This is a genomic window from Evansella vedderi (assembly GCF_030813435.1).
Taxonomy (GTDB): Bacteria; Bacillota; Bacilli; order Bacillales; family Salisediminibacteriaceae; genus Evansella; species Evansella vedderi.
Genome location: NZ_JAUSUG010000028.1, coordinates 39,251 through 62,840, shown reverse-complemented (window position 1 = coordinate 62,840; position 23,590 = coordinate 39,251). Strand labels below are relative to the sequence as shown.

Genomic DNA, 23,590 nt, shown 5'->3' with positions numbered 1-23,590 from the left:
TCCATTGTAAAGGATTTTTTTGTTGTATAACCATTAAAAAATCGAAGATTTTAAGTATTATGAATCATCTGATTTAATTAATGCAATGCTAGTGAATTTACATATCAATTTCAATGTATTAAGAAGGAATCTGTTGATAATTATCGAATTATAAAATATCAAGATTAATATGTAGAAAGAAGGTTAATTTAATTTGATAAAGGCAGGTAGTACAGTATTCTTAGAATTAAAAAATGGTGCTGAGGAGAAAAAACATTTTAGGACAAAGGTTGTAGACTTAGAAGCAAATCAACTGCTTATTCATTTCCCAGTGGATGAAAAATCGAAGAAACCCCATTATTTTTTGGAAGGGACGGAGTTTCGAGCCTGGTTTCTAGGTAAAGACCAAGCAATATATTTATTTGACACAGAAGTCCTCGGAAAGATAGACCGTAAATTCCCTTCGCTCATTTTAAGAAACCCAGGATTTGATCAATTTATTCGTATACAAAGAAGACAATATGTACGAATAGATACTTCCATAGATGTGGCAGTCCATTCAATCCACGGAGAATTTCAACCGTTTACAACGATTACTCTTGATGTTAGTGGCGGAGGCATGGCTCTTCTCCTATCAACTAACCATCCCCTAAAAGAAAAGAGTGTAGTAGATATATGGCTTTCTCTACATTTTCAATCGGGTGAAATTCTTTATATAACATCAAGAGCAAAGGTAGTTCGTATCATCCAAGAGGAAGATAAAGTGAAAGGGTCCCTTCAATTTACTGAAATCAAAGAAGGAGATCGCCAAAAAATTATTCGATATTGTTTTGAAAAACAATTAGTAATCCGTAAGCGTGAAAAAGAGCTTACTAAAAGTAATTGAGATAGTTAATTATCTGAATAAATAGACCATCTTATTAATAATATGTTAAGATAAATGAAGATTCTAAGGAATTGTGAATACGAAGTTAAAGGAGTTCGCAACATGAGAAAACAGATGAACATTGCCATAGATGGACCAGCCGGAGCTGGTAAAAGTACAGTAGCCAAAATGGTTGCAGAGAAGCTTTCTTTTATATACATTGATACTGGTGCCATGTACCGAGCACTTACATATGAAGTACTAAATAGAAAAATGGATGTTAATAATGAAGCGGAAGTAATGGGTGTATTAAATAATACAAAAATACAGTTACTTATTAATAAAGGGAGTCAAAGCATTCTTCTGAATGGTGAGGATGTAAGCGAAGAGATTCGTTCAACACTCGTTACTAATAATGTTTCCTATGTGGCAAAGCATTTAGAAGTTCGTAAGGAAATGGTTAAACGTCAACAACAACTTGCGGATGAAGGTGGAACAGTAATGGATGGGCGTGACATCGGTACGATGGTACTTCCTAATGCAGAACTGAAAATCTTTTTAACTGCTTCTGTTGATGAGCGTGCCCGGAGAAGGCATGAGGAATATTTATCTAAGGGACAACCATCAGATTTGGAAAAACTGAAAACAGAAATTAGCCGAAGGGATAAAATTGATTCGGAAAGGGAGATTGCACCACTTCGAAAAGCCGAAGATGCGATTGAGATTAATTCTACTTCTATGACAATTGAAGATGTGGTTCAAATAATACTCTCGTTAGTTGAGGAAAGAAGGGAAACAGTCAAGTGAGCATTCGGTTATTTAGAATAGGACAGTTTTTATGTCGTACTTTTTTTCGACTATTCTTCAGAGTAAAAGTAATTGGAACAGAAAAAATACCAGATAATATAGGTGTGCTGCTATGCAGTAACCATATACATGCTCTAGATCCCCCTTTAGTAGGAGCCTTTATTAAACGACCGACTCGTTATATGGCAAAGGCAGAATTGTTTGAGGCACCAATTCTAAAAGGGCTGATACCGAAGCTTGGGGCTTTTCCTATAAAGCGTGGGATGAGTGACAGACAAGCTTTAAGAACTGGACTGAAGTTATTGAGTGAAGGGGAAATGGTTGGCGTATTTCCAGAAGGAACGAGAAGTAAGAATAGGAAGTTACAAAAAGGACTGACTGGCGTAGGGTTCTTTGCGCTTCGCTCCAATGCAGCAATCGTCCCTTGTGCTATTATTGGAAATTATAAATTATTTTCAAAGTTAACTATTGTATATGGTGCTCCTATTTCTATGGAAAAGCTAAGGGAAGAAAAAGCATCGGCAGAGGAAGCTACAGAAAAGATAATGGAAGGGATTCAAACTCTCCTTGACGAATATAATTAAGTAATAACGTTTAAAAATAAGATGTTTATTTCCCCTCAGGCGTAATCATGGGGGTTATCATAAATGAATTAATAGTTGCCGATTATTGTTTGGTTAATTAGGGAGGTATTGTCAATGGTAGAAGAAATGAATAGTGAGATGGCTGAGGTAAAATCATTCTCAGTGGGTGAAATTGTAACTGGTACTGTTACGAAGGTAGAGGAAAAACAAGCGTTTGTAAACGTGGGATATAAATTGGATGGCATCATTCCTATTAGTGAGTTATCCAGTTTGCACGTTGAAAAAGTAAGCGATGTTATCCAAGAAGGGGATGAAGTGGAACTGAAGGTAATTAAGTCCACTGATGAAGAATTAGTATTGTCCAAAAAAGCTGTTGCAGCAGAGCGTGCTTGGGAAGACATGGTTGGAAAGCTGGCATCAGGAGAAACTTTCGAAGCGGTTGTTGCAGACGTAGTAAAAGGCGGACTGGTTGTTGATGTAGGAGTAAGAGGGTTTATTCCAGCATCCCTTGTTGAACGTCACTTTGTGGAGGATTTCTCCGATTATAAAGGGAGAACTCTACAATTAAAAGTGGTGGAAATGGATAAAGAAAAAAATAAATTAATACTTTCACAACGGGCAGTATTAGATGAGGAAGCAACTGCAAGAAAACGTCAAACATTAGCTAATATTCGCCCTGGAGAAATACTGGAAGGAACAGTACAACGATTAACTGACTTTGGTGCTTTTGTCGATATCGGTGGTGTAGATGGACTTGTTCACATTTCTCAAATGGCGCATCACCATGTAGAATCCCCATCGGAAGTCATTAACGAAGGAGATACTGTGAAGGTAAAAGTACTAGGGGTAGATCCTGATAATGAACGTATTTCCCTTTCAATTAAAGAAACATTACCTGGCCCTTGGGAGACGATTGAAGGAAAGGTAAAACAGGGGGATGTAGTGGAAGGTGTTGTAAAAAGGTTAGTATCATTTGGAGCTTTCATTGAAATAGTCCCAGGTGTAGAAGGTCTTGTCCATATTTCCCAAATTGCAAATAAACATATCGGGACGCCAGCTGAGGTACTTAAGGAAGGTCAAACAGTTACTGCAAAGGTGTTAGATTTAAATTTAACTGATAAGAGAATTTCGTTAAGCATTCGTGCCCTCGAGGAAGAAAAACAAGCGAAATTGGAGAATGAAGTGAAGAAGGAATACCAAAAGGAAGACGAAAGTTCAGGGTTTTCATTAGGTGATGTTATCGGAGATCAACTAAAAAAATATAAAAATTAAGTAAAGTAGATTGCAAATTTATAATATAATTTTTTTAAGTGTGGCGGTGATGTTGGTGAGTCGATCAAAAAGGAAACTAGAGCATATTGATCATGCAATGGAAACAGGGCAAATAGACAGCTCTGGGTTAGAGGATATTCGCTTTATACACCAAAGCCTGCCGGATATAAATCTGAAGGATGTTTCAATAGCATCATCCATTGGCGAACTGCAGCTCAGTTCGCCAATTTTTATCAATGCCATGACTGGCGGAGGTGGAAAAGCTACTGAAAATATAAATGCTCAACTTGCGGAAATTGCAAATACACTTTCAATGCCGATGGCTGTTGGATCCCAAATGGCAGCTATCAAAGATACAAATGAAAGAAGATCCTATCAAATTGTCCGGGAAAAGCACCCTAAAGGAGTCATCTTTGCTAATCTGGGCAGTGAAGCAACTGTAGAACAAGCCAAAACTAGCATTGAGATGATTGAAGCAGACGCCATACAAATTCATTTGAATGTTATACAGGAGCTAGTCATGCCAGAGGGGGACCGTGATTTTACTGGGGCTCTACAAAGAATTGAGAAAATCTGTGAGGCTGTTCCAGTTCCGGTCATTGTTAAAGAAGTAGGCTTTGGAATGAGTAAAGAAACAGTAAGGAAGCTATATGAAGCAGGAGTTAAAATAGTGGATATTGGTGGGTTCGGAGGTACTAACTTTTCAAAAATAGAGAATAACCGACGACTAGAGACGTATCAATTTTTTAATGATTGGGGTATTCCTACGGCCGTTTCCATTATTGAAGCTAAATATACCGAACCAGATATCCAGGTTATAGCAACTGGAGGAATAAAAAATGCATTACATATAGCAAAAGCCATATCCCTAGGGGCAAATGCTGTAGGTATGGCTGGGAAAATTTTAAAGTGGCTCCATGAGATTGGAGCAGATGGCACAACAAAGAATTTACAGGGTATATTCAACGAGTTGAGAGTAATTATGACAGCCGTTGGAGCACGCAATATTAATGATTTACAAAGGACACCTGTTTTAATTCAAGGTACAACTAATAATTGGCTTAAAGAACGTCAAATCTCAACTGAATATTATGCAAATCGTACAAAAGAATAAAAAGTTATACAAAAAAGAGGCTGGGACAAAAGTGTTTTTACTAATAAGAAATCCGAACAAACTAGATGTAGGTGCAATCTACCCGCTTCGGAAATATACTTCCCTTTCCGCGGTCGGCTGGTGAGCCTCCTCGTGCTAACGCACTGTGGGGTCTCACCTCTGCCCCCCCGCAGGAGTTTACGTATATTTCCTCCGCTAAGGTAGTGTATTGTTCGTATTTCGGATTAAACACTTTAGTTATGTCCCAGCCTCTTTTAGAATTTTACGTTAACAGTTAAATTAACGCTGTCTTTTTCTAGCTTGGTCGGCACTTTCTAATTTCGTGCTTCCTCCGTATTCCAAACTTTGGTCTCGGTCACTTTCCACTTTTCCTTCCTTACGGAGCTTCTTTTCTTGTCTATCTTTACCCACATTAAATCCTCCTTTTTTAAAAGGCTGTTTTCTAATAGATTGTTTTTTTTAGAATATGTTGGCTTGGATACGCTGCAGGCGGACCAATTACGCCTAAAAGCAACCCACGTCCACGTCTGCGATTACTCGACGCAAGAAAGACTTGTTGCTTTTCCCGCTGGAGTCACCGCGCCTTCCGCTACGCCAAGCTTTTTAAACAAAGCAACAAACTGTTGTGAAAACAGCCTTTTCAAACAATTAAGTATATTTTACCCATTATTTTGACGATTATGTTATAAGAGATTTTTTTTTGAGAGGAGGTTTAATAATGGAGGGTTTTTGGTTCTTTTGGGTAATGTGGCTTATTATTATTGGTTTTTTCTTTTTTGACAATAATAAGAAACGAAGTGAAAAGTGGGTATTCCTATGTCTATTACTAATCATTTGTTCAACTATAGTTATTCCCGTTTGGAACATTACTTTGCGATTGTCTTTTATTATTTTGGGATGTTTGTGTTTTTATCATATTGGAAAACTTAAATGGAGTGATAAAATTTATTGTTATGTAGTCCTCACTTTTATATCAGGGATGTATTTATTAGTACAATATTTCATCTATTTTGAACCTGTATGGTTGTATGTTTCTCCCCGTACAATGACGTGCTTTATTGCACTTATCACAACCATTATTTTTATTAAAAACCATATAAAACGAATTACAATTATGATTGCAGGACTTTTTCAAGGAGAATTATTGTTCTCTTTAATGTTGTGGGAACGTTCCCATATATACTTTTATTCCGTTATTCTCGGTGATTATCTCTTTATGGATATTTTTTCCATATCTCTTTTGGGTATAATCAGCTGGAATGGTCTTGAGTTGGCAGTGAATTTGTTCCGCAATAGAATAACCTATCAACCAGCTCCAACGAGTCACAAAAAACTAAATGCATAGATTAAAAAAAATTTGTGGAACGGTATTTCATTTTGATATAATGTTGTAGCCATGTTTTTCCTTTCCTAAACCAATGATTTAGGAAGGGTATTCTTTGTGGAAAAAATCAGTTTTAATAAAAACAGCATAAAAATGTTATAAAAGTGTTTTGCCAGAAATTTATTGGCACAAACTAATCTATACCAAAAGTAACTTAGGAAGCGAGGAATGGAAGTGCCTAAACCAGTATTAGCAATTGTAGGAAGACCTAATGTGGGTAAATCAACAATATTTAATCGTTTAGTTGGTGAACGTATTGCCATTGTAGAAGATAAACCAGGAGTAACTCGAGATAGAATTTATAGCTCTTCTGAATGGTTAAATCGAGAGTTTCATGTGATTGATACAGGTGGTATTGAAATTAATGATGAACCCCTAATGGTTCAAATGCGATACCAAGCAGAACTTGCAATAGAAGAAGCGGATGTTATTTGCTTTGTTGTTAATGGAAGAGAAGGAGTAACTGGCGCAGATGAGGAAGTAGCACAACTTTTATTCCGTTCTAAAAAACCAATAGTTCTTGGGGTGAATAAAATGGACGACCCCTCCTTGCATGATCGTTTATATGAATTTTATAGCTTAGGAATAGGTGATCCCATACCAATCTCAGGTTCTCATGGAATTGGTTTAGGTGATTTATTAGATAAGGTTGTGGAACATTTCCCTGTCGATGAAGGGGAGGAGTATGACGATGATACGATCCGAATAAGCTTAATCGGTAGACCAAATGTGGGAAAATCTTCACTGGTTAATGCTATTTTAGGAGAAGAACGAGTAATTGTCAGTGATATACCAGGTACTACACGTGACGCTATAGACACCCCCTTTACTAGGGATGGACAGGACTATGTGGTTATCGATACTGCAGGGATGAGGAAAAAAGGAAAAGTATATGAAACTACAGAAAAATACTCAGTATTAAGAGCGTTAAAGGCAATAGAACGGTCTGATGTAGTACTAATGGTTATTAACGGTGAAGAAGGATTGATTGAGCAAGACAAAAAAATTGCAGGCTACGCTCATGAAGCTGGACGGGCTGTTATTTTAGTCGTTAATAAATGGGATGTTGTTGAAAAAGACGATAAAACTATGCAAAAATATGAGGAAAAGCTCCGGGAAGAACTGTTATACTTAACTTATGCACCTATTCTGTTCCTTTCTGCCAAAACAAAGAGGAGATTACATCACCTCCTTCCATTAGTACAAGAGGTAAGTGAAAATCATAATTTACGTGTACCAACGCATGTATTAAATGATGTAATAGTGGATGCAGTTACGATGACACCGACACCAACGGATCATGGAGGAAAAAGACTTAGAATTAACTACGCAACACAAGTCTCTGTTGCACCGCCTACCTTTGTGTTATTTGTTAACGATCCAGAATTGCTACATTTCTCGTATCGAAGATATTTAGAGAATAACATTAGAAAAACATTTAATTTCAAGGGTACACCAATTAGAATACTCGCAAGAAAGAAAAATGAATAATCTGGAGGCAAGCCATGGCAGGGTTAATATGTATTGTAATTTCTTATTTAATCGGTTCCATTAGTTTTAGCTATTTAATAGCTAAGAAGATTAAAAAAGTGGACATACGTCAACATGGAAGCGGAAATGCAGGGGCTACCAATACTTTACGTGTTTTAGGGGTAGGTCCTGCCATAGCTGTTCTGTTATTAGATTGTGCAAAGGGAATTGCTGCAGTATTATTAGGGATTGTCTTAACTAGCGACCCTTTGATAGCAGCAGCAAGCGGATTGGCTTCCATTGTAGGTCATAATTGGCCAGTATTTTTTGGATTTCGTGGTGGAAAGGGTGTTGCTACAACTGTAGGGGTTTTAGCTACACTTGTTTTTACTGCTGCACTTATTTCAGGAATTATTGCAATTATTACAATTGTTATAACTCGATTCGTTTCATTAGGTTCCTTAATTTTTATTGTTGGAACCTCTATAATATCAGTAGTATTTAGTCCCCAGTTGGCTTATCCAAGCTATTATCTATATTTTCTAGTAGCGATAAGTCTTTTATCGATTTGGAGACACCGAACGAACATAGAGAGGTTACTTAAAGGGGAAGAAAGTAGAATTGGGCAAAAAGCAACCTCAAAATAAGGAGGGTTTTTATGGCTAAGGTAGCAGTTTTAGGTTCAGGCAGCTGGGGAACAGCACTATCCATTGTTTTGGCGGACAATGATCATAAGGTGTACTTGTGGGGGCGTTCGGAAGAACAAATAAAGGATATTAATGAAAATCATGAAAATAAGCGCTATTTGCCTAACGTAAATATACCAGAATCAATTGTTGGAAGTACGAGCCTTAAGGAGTCACTAGTAGATGCTGATGCCATATTATTAGTCGTTCCCACAAAAGCCATGCGTAGTGTATTGAAAGATATCATAGGAAATATTTCAAGTCCAACCATTTTTATTCATGCAAGTAAGGGGATTGAACCGGAAACACACTATCGGGTATCGGAAATTATTGAAGAAGAAGTCCCCCATAATCTAAGGGCTGCAGTTGTAGCCCTATCAGGGCCTAGTCATGCAGAAGAGGTAAGTATGCGACAGCCTACCACTGTAACTAGCTCCTCATTAAATACAGAAGCTGCTACATATGTGCAAGACTTATTTATGAACCAACACTTTAGGGTTTACACAAATCCAGATTTAATTGGAGTGGAAATAGGAGGATCCTTAAAGAATATCATCGCTATTGGGGCTGGCATGACTAATGGTTTAGGATTTGGAGACAATGCGAAGGCTGCCCTTATGACAAGGGGGCTGGCAGAGATTGCAAGACTTGGGGTAAAGCTAGGGGCGAATCCATTAACATTTGCGGGTCTGTCAGGACTTGGAGATCTAATTGTTACTTGTACAAGCGTCCATAGTCGTAATTGGCGAGCAGGGAACATGTTAGGAAAAGGAAAAGCTCTAGAGGAAGTCTTAGAAGAAATGGGAATGGTTGTAGAAGGAATCAGGACAACGAAGGCAGCTTATCAACTGGCTAAGCAAATGGGAGTGGATATGCCCATTACAAAAGTTCTGTATGATGTTTTATTTCATAATAAGACACCAGAAGATGCTGTCTCGGAGTTAATGGGTAGAGTAAAGAAACATGAGGTAGAATATTTAAAAATAGACAAATTGGACACATAGTTTATTAAACTTATGTATAAAATCACACTCTCTTCACCAGTGCATATGATATCTTGACATCTTGCATGAGGAGGGCTCCACTTTGGACGAGAAAAAAAATCCTTTATTTGATCAGTTGGAAAAAAAGACAAACGTGAAGCAACAAGACTTATTTAACTTAGCTAACTCCGTTAGCAACGCCGACTTACAAAAAGAAGAAAATGTTCGTCAGCTTATTCACCAGGTTGCCCAACTGGCCAACGTCCCGGTTTCTAAGGAGAAGGAAGATGAACTTGTAAAGGCAATTACCACTAAAAATGTGCCAACAGACTTTGTTAGCTTGGCAAAAATGTTTCAACAGAAGAAGTAATTTTTAGGCATCTGTTCCATCGAACCCCTTTTCTCAAGCATATACTAAAACGGAAAACCATAAAAAGGGCTGATATTCCATGAGTTAGTATTTAGTCTGTAAGGTTGAAGAAAATTTGCCCCTTTTTTCAACCTTTATTATTTTTATAGAGTTCAAAGACGGTCTAAGAAAATAAACAAAAGCTAGACTTTATACAAAGAGGGAGTCTCCTAAGGTATGACTTTAACCTTAGGAGACTCCCTCTTAAGTTACCACTATTTCAACGGTATTTAGTTATAAAACTGTGCATCTCTTTTGTATTTATGATATAATAATCCGGTGAATTTACTATAGAAATATAGGTGACTAATGGGGTGAAAGCGTGACAAATGATCCAATGTTAAACATGTGGATTTCTTTTATTGGTATGGGGTTAATGTTCGTTTCCGTTGTGGTAACCATTTTTGCCAAGGAGAAATTACATGGTTTTTTAAGATACTTTTTATTAACAATTAGTTTTATATGTTTAGTTGTTGCAGGTATCATCGTATTTTTAACTGTTTTTGCCGGACCTACCCCGGAATAATACTTAAATTCAGTTTATAAGGGGATATTTTTTATGAGTTTTATTCGTACAAGTCTACTATTTTTCTTAGCTATCCTTTTATTGACAGGGTGTATGTATCCAGATGAACGTCGTGTTGAGAACAGGGTTCCTTATCCTGATCAAATTCAATCTGTTCAGTCAGCAGTGATTCAATATCGTCAGGGCAACGGTGTCCTCCCTGTTAGTGATAGGGGTGAAGAAACTTCTATATTTCAAAGGTATCCAGTTAACTTTTCACAGCTTATTCCTAATTACTTACAATCTCCCCCTGGTAACTCCTTTGAAAGTGGTGGTGTTTTTCAATATGTTCTACTTTATCCGGATGAAATACCAGAGGTTAAGGTAATAGATTTAACCATGAGTAGAACAATTCAAGAATTTTCAAGAAGAGTTCAATTGTACCGAAGGGAGCATAGTTTTGCCCCTGTAGCTGAATTTGCCGGTGATGAATTATTAAGATTGGATTTTGAAGCACTAAATTATGATGAGGAACCAACGGTGGATAGTCCTTACCATCCAAATCACCGATTACCACTTCTCATGCAGACTAATGGAGAGATTGTAGTAGATTATACATTAGATATTAAATATTTCATCGAAGAGTACGGTCTAGGTGAGTATTCCTATGGAGATGATCTCCGTTGGTTATTGGTTGAACACTCTCCTTTTATACCGGTTAACTCTCGTCCACAGACAATTAATGAAGACGGTACTGCGGAATTTTTAAAGATAAACAATTAAATATTTTTTTATAAATAGGATTTTCCTATGTTCTAAACTGCCTCCCTTCTCAATATACATACAAGAGAAAGGGAGGCTTTTTTCTTGACATTAGTAAAATCCCCCTTTTCTCCAAGGCTCGCAGTGCGAATTCTCAGGGGATGTGGTAATGATACTAATACTTTATCCAGTATATAAATGAATAGTTTAGGTTATGAAATGGGACAAATTACATGAATTTAGCATCGATTGAATAATACCTTGTCATAATTGTTGGACAACATCATAAATATATACTGTCTTTCTATCGTAAGGGATGCTAAAGGAGAATTTAATTTTTGAATATGATCGGGAGGGGATTTTGTGGAGAAAATTGATATTTTCAAAGATATTGCGGAACGAACTGGTGGTGATATTTATTTAGGAGTAGTAGGGTCAGTTAGAACTGGTAAATCAACTTTTATTAAAAAATTTATGGAGCTGGCTGTTATCCCTAATATTGAAAATGAAGCCGATCGAGCTAGAGCACAGGATGAACTTCCACAAAGTGCAGCAGGAAAGCAAATAATGACAACAGAGCCAAAGTTTGTACCAAACCAAGCGGTTTCCATTCAGGTAGATGAGGGCTTAGAAGTAAATGTCCGTGTAGTTGACAGTGTTGGCTATGCTGTCCCTGGTGCCAGAGGATATGAGGATGAAAATGGGCCAAGAATGATTAACACTCCTTGGTATGAAGACCCTATCCCGTTCCATGAGGCGGCAGAAATTGGTACTAGAAAAGTTATTCAAGAGCATTCTACATTAGGGGTTGTCATTACTACTGATGGGTCCATTGGTGAAATTCCACGTCATGACTACGTAGAATCTGAAGAACGTGTTATTGAGGAACTAAAAGAGGTTGGAAAACCATTCATTGTGATCGTGAATAGTGTTCATCCTCAAAATCCAGACACAGAGGCACTGCGAGCTGATTTGCAAGAAAGACATGACGTTCCTGTATTGGCTATGAACATTGAGGGGATGGGCGAGCATGAAATCAATACTGTCCTGAAAGAAGTATTATTTGAGTTCCCTGTACACGAGGTTAATGTTAACCTGCCAAGCTGGGTCATGGTCCTTAAGGAAGACCACTGGTTACGTGATAATTATGAGCTTGCTGTAAGAGATACAGTAAAAGATATTAAGCGTTTAAGGGACGTTGACAGGGTTGTAGGTCATTTCTATGAGTATGAGTTTATTGCTGAAGCAAGACTCGCAGGCATTGAAATGGGTCAAGGTGTAGCGGAAATCGACCTCTATGCGCCAGATGATCTTTATGATCAAATCCTTAAGGAAGTTGTTGGCGTTGAAATAAGAGGGAAGGATCATTTGCTAGAGTTAATGCAAGATTTTGCCCATGCTAAGGCTGAATATGATCAAGTATCAGAAGCTTTAACAATGGTAAAACAAACTGGTTACGGTATTGCAGCCCCATCTATTACGGATATGAGTTTAGATGAGCCTGAAATTATCCGGCAAGGATCTCGATTTGGAGTTCGTTTAAAGGCTGTTGCACCATCTATCCATATGATTAAGGTTGATGTAGAATCTGAATTTGCCCCGATTATTGGTACAGAAAAGCAAAGTGAAGAGTTAGTGCGATATTTAATGCAAGACTTTGAGGAAAATCCATTATCCATTTGGAATTCAGATATCTTTGGACGTTCCCTTAATTCCATTGTAAGAGAAGGAATTTCCGCTAAGCTTTCATTGATGCCAGAAAATGCACGTTACAAACTAAAAGAGACACTTGAAAGAATTATTAACGAAGGATCTGGCGGACTGATTGCTATTATACTTTAAACTCTCCTAACGGGGAGTTTTTTGTTTTTTTTAATTTGCTCTTTTCGTATAAATTACTCCTGCGATTACTCGTCGCACAAAGCCATGTTATTTTTAAGAATATATTTTTACTTGGATATGCTACAAGCGTAAAATTCGACAATGTTGTCCACAGTTAAAATTCCCCAATTACTCAATTTGTTTTTTTAAATTATTCAAACATTTAACCAAAATTTTCTATTTTTTTGAGCAAACCCCTTTTAAATTAAATGAAATCGTGGTACGCTCCATAATAAGATGGACATGTTTTCCTATTATTTTGTTTGAAAATCAATTGGTAATATGTATACATATTTTAGGGGGATATGGTTATCAAAAACGAATTTCTTGGCAAAAAAGGTAAAAAAGTCTTAAAAATGCAAGGAATTCCTCAAAAATTGTTGAATTATTCTTCAGTATCGTATAAGATAAGCCTTGTTATCCTATGAAATAAGGGAAAACAAGTATAAAAAGCTTATGATTGTGCAAGAAAGAGAATAACACTATTTTGATTTTATGGGAGGAGGTGAATGGTATGAATAAGACAGAACTTATCAATGCAGTTGCTGAGCAAACAGATCTTTCTAAGAAAGATGCAACTAGCGCTGTTGATGCAGTCTTTGACGTCATCACTGGTTCTCTTCAAAAAGGAGAAAAAGTACAATTGATTGGTTTCGGTAACTTTGAAGTTCGTGAGCGTGCTGCTCGTAAAGGTCGTAACCCACAAACAGGTGAAGAAATCGAAATTCCTGCAAGTAATGTACCAGCTTTCAAACCTGGTAAAGCCCTTAAAGATGCTGTTAAATAATGTACATATAGGGCAGCTTTAAATAAAAAGAAGAACCACAATTGTGGTTCTTCTTTTTCTCAATTAGGGGAGTTCATTCTTATATTTTTTAACTCGAAAAGCGACGTCACTTGTATTGTCACTCCCCTATATGCTAGAATTTTAACGAATTGTTGGCATCTATGAGGGAGGTAATGAGTGTGAGTAACTTTGATCATAAAAAAATTGAACAAGCTGTAATTATGATATTAGAGGCAATAGGTGAGAACCCTGACCGTGAAGGGCTTCTTGATACACCGAAACGAGTTGCCAGAATGTATGAAGAAGTTTTTCAAGGTCTAAATCAAGATCCAAAAGAGCACTTTGCAACAATATTTGGTGAAGAACATGAAGAGTTGGTATTAGTTAAGGATATTCCGTTTTACTCTATGTGTGAACATCATTTAGTTCCTTTCTACGGTTCTGCTCACGTTGGATATATCCCTAGAGGTGGAAAAGTTACGGGATTAAGTAAACTTGCAAGGGCAGTGGAAGCTGTGGCACGTAGACCCCAATTACAAGAAAGAATTACATCCACAATAGCCGATTCTATCTTAGAAACATTAGATCCGCTTGGAGTTATTGTAGTCGTAGAGGCAGAGCATATGTGTATGACAATGCGCGGGGTGAAGAAGCCTGGTTCTCGTACTGTAACTTCTGCTGTTCGTGGAGCTTTTGAAAAAAATGCTGCTGCCCGTTCCGAAGTATTGTCTTTAATTAAAGGCTAACGCTTTAAAAGTAAATATTTCTAGTTTGAATCTTTCGATGGGAATTCAAAATAAGGGGAGAAAACCATGGGACAAACAAATGACTTTGTTATTATTAAAGCAAAGGAAAATGGTGTAAATGTAATTGGTTTAACTAGAGGTTCAGATACAAGATTTCATCATTCAGAAAAATTAGATAAAAATGAAATTATGATTGCGCAATTTACAGAGCATACTTCTGCCATTAAAATAAGGGGCAAGGCTAAAATTTTATCTGCTTATGGTGAAATGGATAGCGACGAATAAAAGCGGGAATTTTCCGCTTTTTCTTTATGTAAATAGCAATGAAAAAGTATTCACAGAATGCTCTATAATCGAAACTTATCCCAATGTTGCAATTGTGGTATAATATAAATGTGCATAATTTATCTGACTGTGGCATAAAATTATGATTTCAGCTCTGGGGGACCTTCGAATGACATCTTCTTACTTTCACAATGAAGAATTAAAAGAAATTATAGAAAGTTTTTATACATATGTGAAGCATCCTTATTTGCAAAAGTACTTGGAGGATCCTCCTGTTGATCACGACCAAGCGACTTTTCTTTATCTTATGTTAAAGGATAAAGAGTTAGACATCACTTACATTCGGCAATGTATAATCACAACTATTCTCGTACAGGCTGCCCTCGATACACATGAAAGTGTAAGTATTAAGAATCTAGTTAATGATTCATTGAAAAAGAAAAGACAACTTACTGTTTTGGCCGGGGATTATTATAGCAGCCTGTATTATTATGTTTTATCAAAGGTAAATGATATAGCTTTAATCAGGGTTTTGGCTCAATCCATTAAAGATATTAATGAATCAAAGATGAATGTTTACCAAAATAACCATAAACATTTTCATGGCAGTTTTCAGGATTTGAAAGTCATCGACTCATCACTTTTACAAAACATTGCAACGATGCTTCACTTACCTAATTGGAGACAAATGGTTGATGAATTTTTCTTTTTTAAGCGTCTATTAAGGGAAAGGTTGCAGTATATGGAAACAGGGTTTAAAGGAAGAGTAGCTGAAATGCTTTTACGTGAAAAGGGGTATAGTGGCCAAGGGCAGAGTGAAGCAGATTTGCTTATGGACTTTGATCTTCAAATTGAGGCGTCAAAGGACAAATTAATAAATTTTTCCCGTGATTGGACATCAATACAAACTTTTTTTCATTCAAGAATGGAAGATTTATTAAGGGAGAATCAATACAACGAACAATGTGTGATGGAGGAAGGTTAAAAAATGTCTCAATCTAAAGAAGAACGTGTACATCAAGTTTTTGAGTCAATTTATAGTAATTATGATAAAATGAACTCGATTATCAGTTTCCAAAGGCATATAGCTTGGCGTAAGGATACAATGAAAAAAATGGATGTTCAAGCAGGCGCTTCAGCGTTAGATGTTTGCTGTGGAACAGCTGACTGGACCATTGCATTAGGTAAAGCCACAGGGGAAAAGGGAGAGGTTTACGGCTTAGATTTCAGTAAAAATATGCTCTCCGTTGGTGAAAAGAAAGTAAAGGAGCTAGGACTAAACAATATTAAATTAGTTCACGGAAATGCGATGGAGCTTCCATTTAAGGACAACTCCTTTGATTTTGTGACTATTGGTTTTGGGTTGAGGAATGTCCCGGATTACGTAGGTGTTTTAAATGAAATGAGAAGGGTGGTAAAGCCCGGTGGGCTGGTTGTATGCTTAGAAACATCTCAACCAACCATGTTTGGCTTTAAACAAGTTTATTGGCTTTATTTTAAATATATTATGCCTTTATTTGGTAAAGTGTTTGCGAAAAGCTACGAGGAGTATTCTTGGTTACAAGAATCAACACAAACTTTTCCTAATAAAAAGGAATTGAATAAATTGTTTCACGAAGCAGGATTTCATACTGTAAGTTATAAATCATATTCTGGCGGGGTAGCAGCAGCACATTTTGCCCGAAAAAAATAATCATAATAAAGATTTATCATCGTTAGTGGGGAAAATCATGAGAAAACTAAAAATAATACTAGAAATGATAAAGTTTGAACACACAATCTTTGCATTACCTTTTGCCTTTTTAGGAGCGGTATTAGGAAGTATACTTATTAATGGCACTTGGCCATCAATAAGTGACTGGGTCTGGATTACCCTTGCTATGGTAGGTGCCCGAAGCGCAGCCATGACCCTAAATCGAGTTATCGATGCGAAAATAGACTCAAAGAATCCAAGGACTGAAAATAGGGCTATCCCAGCAGGATTGTTATCTAAATTTGAAACAACAGCATTTATCATTCTATCATTTGCATTATTATTCTTTTCTGCTTTTCAGTTAAATATGTTAGCGGTCTATTTATTACCTATAGCCGTGTTTTTCTTAGTTTTTTACTCCTATACAAAGAGGTTTACTTGGGCTTGTCATTTGTTTTTAGGAATAACAATTGGAATTGCTCCTTTAGGTGGTTGGGTTGGAGCTACAGGGACGTTAACGTTGGATGCCTTCTTCCTTTTCTTGGCTGTTGCTTTTTGGACAGCTGGGTTTGATGTTATTTATGCAACTCAGGATGCTGATTATGATCGAGATGTAAAGCTTTATTCTATTCCGAGCTATTTTGGAATTCCAAAGGCCTTGTTTTTTGCAAAGGTATTTCATATTGTAAGCTTTATAGCTATGATTACATTATTTTTCATAACTCCTCTTGGATGGGTTTTCCTAATTGGAGTATTTATCGCTGGAGCGATAATGGTTTATGAACATTCCTTGGTTTCACCAAATGATCTTTCTAAGGTAAATGTTGCCTTTTTTACTATGAATGGAATAATAAGTATAGTCATGTTGGTATTTACGATTGGAGATTTACTTCTATGAATTCAAGTAAAAAAATTTTTGCAGTAGGAATTACAGGTGCAAGTGGAGCAATTTATGGGGTTCGTTTTGTTCAGTCATTACTAAAAGCGGGTCATCAAGTACATTTGTTGATGACAGAGGCTGCTTGGCAAGTATTCCATTATGAATTACACGTGAATACAGAGGATCGGCATCAATGCTTAGTGGACGTATTTGGTGAAGTGGATAACTTATTTTATCATACACAACAAGACTTTTCTGCTCCAATTGCGAGTGGCTCTGCTAAAAATGAAGGAATGATTATCATCCCTTGTTCTATGGGAACGTTAGCTAAAATATCACAAGGAATTTCAGGAAATTTATTAGAGCGGACTGCTGATGTTATGTTAAAGGAACGGAGAAGGTTGATCATTGTTCCGAGAGAGACTCCTTTACATTCTATTCATTTAGAAAACATGAAACGATTAAGTGATCTTGGGGGGCAAATTGTTCCTGCTATGCCTGGGTTTTATCATGACCCAAACTCCATGGATGATCTTATTAATTTTGTAGTGGGAAAAGTTTTAGATCAAGTTGGAGTTGACCATGACCTGTTCACAAGATGGGGGGAGACATCATGAGTTTAGTAATTGGGGAAATTTCTTATACGAATATACTGCCTGTCTTTTATTATCTAAATCGAAACAAATTGATATCAAAAGGCTGTGAATTTGTTCCTAGGGTTCCTGCTAAATTAAATGAAGGAATGGCAGATGGTACGGTACATGTTGGTGGGATATCGTCCTTTTCTTATGGAGAACATGTAAACGAGTATGTTATATTTCCTGACTTATCCGTCTCTGCTTATAAAGAGGTAGGCTCCATATTTTTGTTTTCTAAAGTTCCTATCACTCAACTTGATGGGAAGTCTATAGCTTTAACCTCTAGCTCAGCATCATCTGTAAATTTGTTGAAGATAATCTTAAAAAGGTATTATGAGTTAGAGGTTAATTATGAAACAATGGAACCAAACTTTCAAACAATGTTGCAAAAACATGATGCCTGTTTGTTAATTGGTGATGATGCAATAATGACATCGTGGAATAAAAAACATGAGATTCATCAGTATGATTTGGGAGCTCTTTGGGAGTACTTTACTGGATATCCAATGACCTATGCAGTATTTGCTGTGAGAAAGGATGCTTGTGCTAAGCACCCTGATTTATTGGAAGAGCTATATAATCAATTTAGTTATAGTAAACAAAAATCAATTAATAATCAATTTCATGAAATGATCAGAACGATTCAGCTTCAGCTTGGAGGTTCTAGGTCGTTTTGGGAACAATATTTTAGTGGACTTAACTATGATTTAACGGAAAGACATGTAGAGGGGTTATATCATTATTTTTCCCTTGCACATGAATTAAACTTACTGACTAAAAAGGTTCAAAGGATTTCCCTATGGCACCCCACTAAACATTGTCATTCTGTATAACAAGGTGGACAAACATGAAACTCACTGATATTTACTGGCATTTAAAATCAGATATAGGAAAAATAGAAAAAGATATAGAGAAAAATATTGATACAAATAATCCGATTTTACAGGAAGCTTCCACCCACTTATTGAGAGCTGGCGGGAAAAGAATTAGACCTGTTTTTGTATTATTATCTGCACAATTCGGCAATTATGATATTAATGAAATCAAAAAAATAGCTGTTCCTTTAGAAATGATTCATATGGGTTCCCTGGTTCATGATGATGTAATTGATAACGCGGATCTTCGTAGAGGAAGGAAAACAATAAAGTCTCAATGGGATAATCGAGTAGCCATGTACACAGGGGATTATATTTTTGCAAGAGCTATCGAGATAGCTACTCATTGCAAGGCCCAAGGGGTAAATAGTGTTTTAGCTGATGCCATGGTAGAAATGTGTCTAGGTGAAGTGGAGCAAATTAGGGATCAATACAATTGGAATCAAAACTTAAGGATGTATTTCAGACGGATAAAACGGAAAACGGCCCTTTTAATAGCTGTAAGCTGTCAGTTAGGTGCACTAGCTGCTGATGCACCGCGAAAATATCAAAGGGCATTAGCAAGATATGGCTATTACGTAGGTATGGCTTTTCAAATAACAGATGATATTCTTGATTTTGTTGGGACGGAAAAAGAGTTAGGGAAGCCCGCTGGTGGCGATCTTATTCAAGGAAATGTTACATTGCCTACCCTATATGCTATGTATCATAATTCGTCACTTAAGGGAATGATCACTCGCCATTTAGATCAAAAAAACATGGATAAACAAGAATTGGATGAAATTATTTCACTTATTAAGGAATCAGGAGCTATTGAATACTCCAAAGGGATTACTGATCGCTATTTGGAGAAATCCAGGAAAGCGTTAGAAGGACTTCCTAACATTCAAGCAAAAAAAGCACTCATACAAATAGCCGATTATATTGGGGATAGAAAATTTTAAAATACGGGGACTCTACAGTGCATATTTAATGGGGTCCCTTTAGTATCTATTATTCAATTAATATCCTCCCCTCACTATCATTGTGATTACACTGATAATTTGATATAATCAAAAAGGTTTCTTTGTTTTTATAATACATAGGGGGTTTTTTATGATGGAACGTACTTTTTTAATGGTTAAACCAGATGGAGTTCAACGAAATCTAATTGGTGAGGTAGTTTCTCGTTTTGAAAGGAAAGGGTTTACGTTAGTAGGTTCGAAAATGTTAGCGGTTTCAAAGGGGTTAGCTGAAACTCATTATGGGGAACATAAAGAAAAACCATTTTTTGGTGAGTTGGTTTCTTTTATTACTTCAGGCCCTGTTTTCGCAATGGTATGGGAAGGGGAAAATGTGATTGCAGAAGCTAGAAAGATGATGGGTAAAACGAACCCCCAAGAAGCGGCCCCTGGAACAATTAGAGGTGACTTTGGTGTCCAAATGTCCATGAATGTAATTCATGGTTCTGATTCACCTGACAGTGCTAAACGTGAAATTGAATTATTTTTTAATGAATCAGAATTAGTTTCTTACGAAAAAACTATCTCAACGTGGGTGTAAGAAGAAACCAAAACATCTGAATTACAAATTTCATAATTTCTTAATGTAAAGCTGTCGCTCATACGACAGCTTTTTCTAGTATAATAATACATAGAATTTGGGATAGAAAGTTGCTTTTTTTATAAAGCTTGGAGAAGCGGAAAGCGTCCGCCTGTAGCGTATCCAAGTAAAAAATATGCTTAAACAACAAGATTTGCAAAAACAGTCATTAAAAAACATTGGTTTGAGAGGGAATAGAGATGTCAGATTATTGGGGTTTTGTTGAGAGTATTAAAAGGAAAACAGGAATTGATCTATCGTTATATAAAGAAGCACAGATGAAAAGAAGGCTTACGTCACTTAGAGATAAAAGGGGGTTTCACTCCTTTGAACATTACTTCAAAGCCCTAATGGGGGATAAACGACTCCTGGATGAGTTTTTAGATAGAATGACAATAAACGTTTCTGAATTTTTCCGTAACCCAGGGCGGTGGGAGGTATTAGACAAAAAGATTCTTCCGAAGCTAATGGAGAACAATAAAAAGTTAAAGATCTGGAGTGCTGCTTGTTCGACAGGAGAAGAACCATATACTTTGGCTATGCTATTAAAGAAAAAGCAACAAGCCGCGGATATTTTAGCAACAGATTTAGACGAAATGATTTTAAAGCGTGCTAAACATGGTTATTACAGCGAGCGTTCATTGAAGGGGGTCCCAAAGGAGATATTGCAAGTAAATTTCACTAAGGATGAGTTAGGCTTCCAAATCAAAGCTGAGCTGAAAAAAGACATAAGGTTTATAAAACATAATCTTTTATCTGAGTCGTTTGAAAAGGGGTTTGACTTAATTGTTTGTAGAAATGTGATGATCTATTTTACAGAGGAGGCGAAGGAGGTAATTTACAGAAAATTTAGTGCCTCACTAAAAACTAATGGAATTTTATTTGTAGGGAGCACAGAACAAATTTTTAATCCAAAAAAATATAAATTAGTAACCGAGGATACATTTTTTTATCGAAAAATGGGGACATAATTAAGGTTTTTTTAAAGATGGGAAGGGGCATCTTAAAGGAAAAAGATCCACCTTTTTTATTTTTTTATTTTTTTTTCATGGAAAACCCTTGAAAAAGACAGTAAAATAATCGACAATGATACATAACAAAATAATTTAATGCGTAAAAGCGGTAAAGAAAAGAAAGCTGAGGTTGATATAATGAGATTTTTAACAGCAGGAGAATCACATGGACCCGAGCTTACAGCAATAATCGAAGGGGTTCCTAGTCAATTACCATTAACAGAAGAGCAAATAAATGAACACCTGCAGCGGAGACAAAAGGGGTATGGCCGCGGAAGAAGAATGCAAATTGAAAAAGATAGAGTTCGAATTACTAGTGGTGTAAGGCATGGTAAAACAACAGGTGCTCCAATTACGTTAATTGTGGAAAATAAAGATTGGAAGCATTGGGAAAAAATTATGGGTGCAGCACCGATTACAGAGGAAGAAGAGCAGGACGTAAAACGAAAAATAACAAGGCCACGACCTGGACATGCCGATTTAAATGGGGCAATAAAATACCGTCATCGAGATATGAGAAATGTTTTAGAAAGGTCATCTGCAAGGGAAACAACAGTACGTGTTGCAGTTGGTGCTGTGGCGCAAGTATTACTAAAATCTCTCGATGTTGAAATTTGCGGACATGTACTAGAAATTGGAAACATTCGAAGTGAAGCGTCAGCCTTTGAATCCATAAAGGAACTAAAAGAAAAGACAGAAGCATCAGAAGTAAGATGCTTAGATCTAGAAGCAAGTGAAAAGATGAAAAAAGCCATTGATGAGGCAAAGGAAAATGGTGACTCCATAGGTGGGGTTGTGGAAGTAGTTGCTGTGAACCTCCCAATCGGCTTGGGAAGTCATGTTCAATATGATCGTAAGCTCGACGGTAAGATTGCCCAAGGAGTTATGAGTATAAACGCCTTTAAGGGTGTGGAGATTGGTATTGGGTTTGAAGCAGCAAGATTATTAGGAAGTAAGGTTCATGATGAAATTCTTCATAGTGAGGAGAGAGGATTTTATCGAAGAACAAATCGCCTCGGTGGTTTTGAAGGTGGTATGACCAATGGTATGCCTGTAGTGGTTCGAGGTGCTATGAAGCCTATTCCGACCTTATATAAACCATTACAAAGTGTAGATATTGAAACGAAAGAAGTTTTCTCTGCTAGTATCGAAAGATCCGATAGCTGTGCCGTACCAGCTGCAGCGGTTGTTTGTGAAGCTGCAGTTGCGTGGGAGCTGGCAAATGCCATGCTAGAAAAGTTCGGTTCAGATACACTAGAGGATATTTTGGAAAGTCTTGAGAATTACAGAGAAAAAGCGAGGAATTTTTAATGAACTTACAGGTTAATTCCTCCGTTCATCCTTATTCCATTATTATTGAGCCTGGAAGCAGAAAGCAACTCTATGAATATATCATAGAGCAAACAAAGAAGCATCCCACTTCGTTTTTGGTAATAACAGATGATTGCGTAGCAGATCTGTACTTAGAGGAGGTCCTGAACTCCTTTCCAAATCATATTCGAGTAGAGACGTCAATTGTACCTCATGGAGAAAAGGCAAAGTCATTTCAACAGTACGAGAACCTACTAACCGCGGCCTTGCAATTTAAACTTGATAGGGGGGCAATGATAATTGCCCTCGGTGGGGGAGTAGTGGGAGATTTGGCTGGATTTGTTGCAGCCACCTATATGAGGGGAATACCCTTTGTACAAGTACCCACTACCCTCTTAGCACATGACAGCAGTGTTGGTGGTAAAGTAGGTATTAATCATCAGTTGGGAAAAAATATGGTGGGGGCTTTTCACCAACCATCCCTTGTATTATATGACCCTGAGTTGTTAATGACCTTACCTGAGCATGAATGGCGCTCTGGATTTGCCGAAGTGATTAAACATGGTTTTATAGCGGATAAGGAATTTCTTGAATGGCTAAGACGAAACGTAACGTCTTTTCAACATTGGGATATGAATATATTATCAGAAATGATATATCGATCTATTGCAGTGAAGGCAAAAATAGTGGAAGAAGATGAAAAAGAAGCTGGAAATCGGGCCTTTTTAAACTTTGGTCATACGTTAGGCCATGCTATTGAAGCTGAGCTTGGGTATGGAGAAATTACACATGGGGAAGCAGTGGCTATAGGGATGAAATTCGCTTTAGCAGTCAGTGAAAAAGTGTTTCATGTAAATTTAAATTATGAAACCTATTTAAAAATGTTAGAAAGTTTAGGCTATGATCTAACGATTCCAGATGTGAATATTCACAAATTGCTCGATCGAATGAAGGTGGATAAGAAATCTTATAATCAATCCATTCGCTTTGTGTTATTAAAGGAGTTTGGGAATCCGGAACTTATAGAAATAACAGAGGAGATTTTATTGGAAGAACTCTCAATGAAGAAAGGTGGTTGAA

27 protein-coding genes are annotated in these 23,590 nt (G+C 36.9%); 26 read left to right on the top strand and 1 reads right to left on the bottom strand.

The genetic code is table 11. The features are described 5' to 3' along the window. The first annotated feature begins 193 nt into the window (after positions 1 to 193). From J2S74_RS24190 to fni, 5 genes are all read left to right on the top strand, one after another. Positions 194 to 865 (top strand): flagellar brake protein, encoded by a 672-nt coding sequence (locus tag J2S74_RS24190; protein ID WP_307331305.1) that lies wholly within the window; start codon positions 194 to 196, stop codon positions 863 to 865. A gap of 102 nt (positions 866 to 967) precedes the next feature. Further along, positions 968 to 1,651, top strand: coding sequence for a (d)CMP kinase (gene cmk, locus J2S74_RS24185; RefSeq protein WP_307331301.1), 684 nt, complete (start codon positions 968 to 970; stop codon positions 1,649 to 1,651). Positions 1,652 to 1,653: 2 nt separating this feature from the next. After that, complete coding sequence (locus J2S74_RS24180; protein ID WP_307331327.1) at positions 1,654 to 2,235, top strand: lysophospholipid acyltransferase family protein; 582 nt, start codon at positions 1,654 to 1,656, stop codon at positions 2,233 to 2,235. A 114-nt stretch (positions 2,236 to 2,349) separates the two neighbouring features. Next, positions 2,350 to 3,507 (top strand): 30S ribosomal protein S1, encoded by a 1,158-nt coding sequence (gene rpsA, locus J2S74_RS24175; protein ID WP_307331300.1) that lies wholly within the window; start codon positions 2,350 to 2,352, stop codon positions 3,505 to 3,507. A 55-nt stretch (positions 3,508 to 3,562) separates the two neighbouring features. Further along, positions 3,563 to 4,621, top strand: a complete 1,059-nt coding sequence (fni, locus tag J2S74_RS24170; RefSeq protein ID WP_307331297.1) for a type 2 isopentenyl-diphosphate Delta-isomerase — start codon at positions 3,563 to 3,565, stop codon at positions 4,619 to 4,621. Positions 4,622 to 4,900: 279 nt separating this feature from the next. Here the strand turns inward: fni and J2S74_RS24165 are convergent, their stop codons facing one another. Next, a complete protein-coding gene (locus J2S74_RS24165) occupies positions 4,901 to 5,032 on the bottom strand; it encodes a YpzI family protein (protein ID WP_307331295.1) in 132 nt (43 codons plus the stop codon). 307 nt (positions 5,033 to 5,339) lie between these two features. On the opposite strand from J2S74_RS24165, the gene J2S74_RS24160 reads away from it, so the two are divergent. The 21 genes from J2S74_RS24160 (at position 5,340) to aroB (ending at position 23,589) form a co-directional block, all read left to right on the top strand. Further along, a complete protein-coding gene (locus J2S74_RS24160; protein ID WP_307331292.1) occupies positions 5,340 to 5,966 on the top strand; it encodes a YphA family membrane protein in 627 nt (208 codons plus the stop codon). A 213-nt stretch (positions 5,967 to 6,179) separates the two neighbouring features. Beyond that, positions 6,180 to 7,496: a ribosome biogenesis GTPase Der gene (gene der, locus J2S74_RS24155; RefSeq protein ID WP_307331324.1), complete on the top strand. Its 1,317-nt coding sequence runs from the start codon at positions 6,180 to 6,182 to the stop codon at positions 7,494 to 7,496. A gap of 14 nt (positions 7,497 to 7,510) precedes the next feature. Beyond that, positions 7,511 to 8,122, top strand: coding sequence for a glycerol-3-phosphate 1-O-acyltransferase PlsY (gene plsY / locus J2S74_RS24150; protein ID WP_307331288.1), 612 nt, complete (start codon positions 7,511 to 7,513; stop codon positions 8,120 to 8,122). Positions 8,123 to 8,133: 11 nt separating this feature from the next. Next, positions 8,134 to 9,165 (top strand): NAD(P)H-dependent glycerol-3-phosphate dehydrogenase, encoded by a 1,032-nt coding sequence (locus J2S74_RS24145; RefSeq protein ID WP_307331285.1) that lies wholly within the window; start codon positions 8,134 to 8,136, stop codon positions 9,163 to 9,165. An 82-nt stretch (positions 9,166 to 9,247) separates the two neighbouring features. After that, on the top strand, positions 9,248 to 9,514 hold the full coding sequence (locus tag J2S74_RS24140; RefSeq protein WP_307331282.1) for a stage VI sporulation protein F: 267 nt from the start codon (positions 9,248 to 9,250) through the stop codon (positions 9,512 to 9,514). A 361-nt stretch (positions 9,515 to 9,875) separates the two neighbouring features. Next, the gene (locus tag J2S74_RS24135; protein WP_307331279.1) at positions 9,876 to 10,079 is read left to right on the top strand and encodes a DUF2768 domain-containing protein; all 204 of its coding nucleotides are present in this window, start codon (positions 9,876 to 9,878) and stop codon (positions 10,077 to 10,079) included. Between the two features lie 33 nt (positions 10,080 to 10,112). Next, positions 10,113 to 10,841, top strand: coding sequence for a YphF family lipoprotein (locus tag J2S74_RS24130; RefSeq protein WP_307331276.1), 729 nt, complete (start codon positions 10,113 to 10,115; stop codon positions 10,839 to 10,841). 342 nt (positions 10,842 to 11,183) lie between these two features. Beyond that, positions 11,184 to 12,662 (top strand): stage IV sporulation protein A, encoded by a 1,479-nt coding sequence (gene spoIVA, locus J2S74_RS24125; protein ID WP_307331274.1) that lies wholly within the window; start codon positions 11,184 to 11,186, stop codon positions 12,660 to 12,662. A 553-nt stretch (positions 12,663 to 13,215) separates the two neighbouring features. Next, positions 13,216 to 13,488 (top strand): non-specific DNA-binding protein Hbs, encoded by a 273-nt coding sequence (gene hbs, locus J2S74_RS24120; RefSeq protein ID WP_307331272.1) that lies wholly within the window; start codon positions 13,216 to 13,218, stop codon positions 13,486 to 13,488. A gap of 179 nt (positions 13,489 to 13,667) precedes the next feature. Further along, positions 13,668 to 14,234 carry a GTP cyclohydrolase I FolE gene (folE, locus tag J2S74_RS24115; protein ID WP_307331269.1) on the top strand — a complete coding sequence of 189 codons (567 nt, stop codon included), beginning with the start codon at positions 13,668 to 13,670 and terminating at the stop codon, positions 14,232 to 14,234. Positions 14,235 to 14,300: 66 nt separating this feature from the next. Next, entirely contained in the window at positions 14,301 to 14,519 is a 219-nt protein-coding gene (gene mtrB / locus J2S74_RS24110) for a trp RNA-binding attenuation protein MtrB (RefSeq protein ID WP_307331266.1), read from the top strand. 169 nt (positions 14,520 to 14,688) lie between these two features. Then, positions 14,689 to 15,504, top strand: coding sequence for a heptaprenyl diphosphate synthase component 1 (locus tag J2S74_RS24105; protein WP_307331263.1), 816 nt, complete (start codon positions 14,689 to 14,691; stop codon positions 15,502 to 15,504). A gap of 3 nt (positions 15,505 to 15,507) precedes the next feature. After that, complete coding sequence (locus J2S74_RS24100) at positions 15,508 to 16,212, top strand: demethylmenaquinone methyltransferase (protein ID WP_307331261.1); 705 nt, start codon at positions 15,508 to 15,510, stop codon at positions 16,210 to 16,212. 37 nt (positions 16,213 to 16,249) lie between these two features. Further along, a complete protein-coding gene (locus J2S74_RS24095) occupies positions 16,250 to 17,110 on the top strand; it encodes a UbiA-like polyprenyltransferase (RefSeq protein ID WP_307331255.1) in 861 nt (286 codons plus the stop codon). Further along, entirely contained in the window at positions 17,107 to 17,709 is a 603-nt protein-coding gene (locus J2S74_RS24090) for a UbiX family flavin prenyltransferase (RefSeq protein ID WP_307331251.1), read from the top strand. The genes J2S74_RS24095 and J2S74_RS24090 overlap by 4 nt, the downstream gene beginning before the upstream one ends. Further along, entirely contained in the window at positions 17,706 to 18,563 is an 858-nt protein-coding gene (locus tag J2S74_RS24085; protein WP_307331250.1) for a menaquinone biosynthesis protein, read from the top strand. The genes J2S74_RS24090 and J2S74_RS24085 overlap by 4 nt, the downstream gene beginning before the upstream one ends. A gap of 14 nt (positions 18,564 to 18,577) precedes the next feature. Next, positions 18,578 to 19,549, top strand: a complete 972-nt coding sequence (gene hepT / locus J2S74_RS24080) for a heptaprenyl diphosphate synthase component II (protein ID WP_307331248.1) — start codon at positions 18,578 to 18,580, stop codon at positions 19,547 to 19,549. 154 nt (positions 19,550 to 19,703) lie between these two features. Next, positions 19,704 to 20,147, top strand: a complete 444-nt coding sequence (gene ndk, locus J2S74_RS24075) for a nucleoside-diphosphate kinase (RefSeq protein WP_307331322.1) — start codon at positions 19,704 to 19,706, stop codon at positions 20,145 to 20,147. 233 nt (positions 20,148 to 20,380) lie between these two features. Continuing rightward, positions 20,381 to 21,157 carry a CheR family methyltransferase gene (locus J2S74_RS24070; protein WP_307331319.1) on the top strand — a complete coding sequence of 259 codons (777 nt, stop codon included), beginning with the start codon at positions 20,381 to 20,383 and terminating at the stop codon, positions 21,155 to 21,157. Between the two features lie 180 nt (positions 21,158 to 21,337). Further along, positions 21,338 to 22,510: a chorismate synthase gene (gene aroC / locus J2S74_RS24065; protein WP_307331245.1), complete on the top strand. Its 1,173-nt coding sequence runs from the start codon at positions 21,338 to 21,340 to the stop codon at positions 22,508 to 22,510. Next, positions 22,510 to 23,589, top strand: a complete 1,080-nt coding sequence (gene aroB, locus J2S74_RS24060) for a 3-dehydroquinate synthase (protein ID WP_307331242.1) — start codon at positions 22,510 to 22,512, stop codon at positions 23,587 to 23,589. Before aroC ends, aroB begins: the two co-directional genes overlap by 1 nt. The last annotated feature ends 1 nt before the right edge of the window (position 23,590 follow it).